Origin of the sequence: Dietzia cercidiphylli (assembly GCF_014145145.1) — a bacterium.
Classification (GTDB): domain Bacteria; phylum Actinomycetota; class Actinomycetes; order Mycobacteriales; family Mycobacteriaceae; genus Dietzia; species Dietzia natronolimnaea.
Map to the genome: position 1 here is coordinate 1 of NZ_JAALEA010000498.1, position 2022 is coordinate 2022.

General features: G+C 70.9%; 2 protein-coding genes and 1 pseudogene. 1 reads left to right on the top strand and 2 read right to left on the bottom strand.

From position 1 onward, the window contains the following. A pseudogene (locus G6028_RS16275) lies at nucleotides 1-289 on the bottom strand (DNA-binding response regulator); the annotation flags it as partial. A 94-nt stretch (nucleotides 290-383) separates the two neighbouring features. Here G6028_RS16275 and G6028_RS16280 point away from each other — a divergent pair. Next, nucleotides 384-656, top strand: a complete 273-nt coding sequence (locus tag G6028_RS16280; protein ID WP_179524515.1) for a WhiB family transcriptional regulator — start codon at nucleotides 384-386, stop codon at nucleotides 654-656. A 65-nt stretch (nucleotides 657-721) separates the two neighbouring features. On the opposite strand, the gene G6028_RS16285 is transcribed toward G6028_RS16280, so the two are convergent. Further along, nucleotides 722-2022 (bottom strand): NAD-dependent succinate-semialdehyde dehydrogenase (locus tag G6028_RS16285; protein WP_182659492.1); only part of this gene is annotated, 1301 nt, incomplete at its 5' end.

Genomic DNA, 2022 nt, shown 5'->3' on the forward strand with positions numbered 1-2022 from the left:
ACCCCGTCGCCCCCGAGGCGAAGGCCTCGTCGACAGCGCGCGGATCCGTGACGAACGAGTAGACGGCCACGGCCCCGATCGCCGGGTCGAGGGCCATGGCCGAGCACCGGGCCTGCCAGTCGACCGGGGAGGCGAAGGTATCGAACAGCACCACGTCCACGGGCACACCTGCGCGGGAGCCGGGCCCGTTCACCACGACCTCCACGCGGCCGGGGTACGCGGCCAGCAGTGCGTGCACACCGGCGATGACCAGTGTGTAGTCGTTCTCCACCGAGACCCTGACCGGCATCTGGGAACTTTAACAGTTGTGACCCGTCCCACCCCTGGGGGTGTGCCGAACTCCCTCGAGCGTGAATGAAGCTGGTTCCGACGGGGGGAGTGCCATGACGACCGCGACGAGAAGGATCGACGAACGATGGGCCTGGGCAGAGTACGGGATGTGCCAGGACGTACCGGACCTGTTCTACAACTCCGAGAACGAGTCGAGGAGCCTGCGCCGGCGCAAGGAGACGGCGGCCAAGAAGCTCTGCGCGCAGTGCCCGGTCATCCAACAGTGCCGCGCGCACGCCGTGGCCCACCGCGAGCTGTACGGCGTCTGGGGCGGGATGTCCGAGGCCGAGCGGCACCGGCTCGCCGGGCGGGTCCGCACCGGCTGACCGCCCACCGGCTGACCGACCACCGCCTTCCGCCGAACCGCCCACCGGCGGAGGGCGGCGGGCGATCAGCGCACCGGGATCGCGACGAGCTTGGTCTCCACGAACTCCTCGATCCCGGTGAGCCCGCCCTCGCGGCCGAGCCCGGACTGCTTGATGCCACCGAACGGCGCGGCCGGGTTGGAGACGATCCCGGTGTTGACGCCCACCATTCCCGCCTGCAGGCGCTCGGACATGGTCATCGCGCGGTCCAGGTTCTCGGTCATCACGTAGGAGACCAGGCCGAACTCGGTGTCGTTGGCCAGGGCCACCGCCTCGTCGTCGGAGTCGAACGGGATCAGGGCGGCCACGGGACCGAAGATCTCGGTGGACATGAGGTCGGAGTCGGCCGCCACTCCGGTCAGGACGGTGGGCGGGTAGAAGTACCCGGGTCCCTCGGTCCGCGATCCGCCGCACAGCACCTCGGCCCCGCGCCCCACGGCGTCGTCGACCAGGTCGACCACCTTCGCCACGGCCTTCTCCTCGACCAACGGGCCCACGTCGGTGCCGTCCCGCGTGCCGTCGCCGACGGTCAGGGCGGACATCTTCTCGGTGAGGCGCCGACCGAACTCGTCCAGGACCGAACGGTGGACGAGGATCCGGTTGGCCGACGTGCAGGCCTCGCCCATGTTGCGCATCTTGGCGGCCATCGCGGCGGCCACGGCTGTGTCCATGTCCGCGTCCTCGCACACCACGAACGGGGCGTTCCCGCCGAGCTCCATGGAGGTGCGCAGCACCCCGCGCGCGCACTGCTCCAGCAGCATCCGGCCGACCGGCGTGGACCCGGTGAACGACAGCTTGCGGGCGATCCCGGAGTCGATCCACGGTTCCACCACACTGCCCGGCTCGGTGGTGCACACGACGTTGAGGACGCCGTCGGGGAGCCCCGCCTCGCGCAGGAGGTCCACCACGTACAGCGAGGTCAGGGGCGTGAGGTTGGCCGGTTTGAACACCATGGTGCAGCCGGCGGCGACGGCCGGGCCGATCTTGCGGGTGGCCATGGCCAGGGGGAAGTTCCACGGGGTGATGAGGATGCAGGGCCCGACCGGTTCGTGGGTCACCATGAGACGGGTCCTGCCGTCGGGCGAACGGCGGGCGTCCCCGCGGATGCGGCAGGCCTCCTCGGAGAACCAGCGGAAGAACTCGGCCCCGTAGGTGACCTCGCCCTTGGCCTCCGCCAGCGGTTTGCCCATCTCGGTGGTCATGAGCAGCGCCAGCTCGTCGGCGCGGTCGAGGATCAGCTCGTACGCGCGGCGCAGGATCTCGGCCCGGTCGCGGGCGGGCACGGCCGCCCACTCCGGCTGCGTCCGCCCGGCGGCCTCGATCGCGG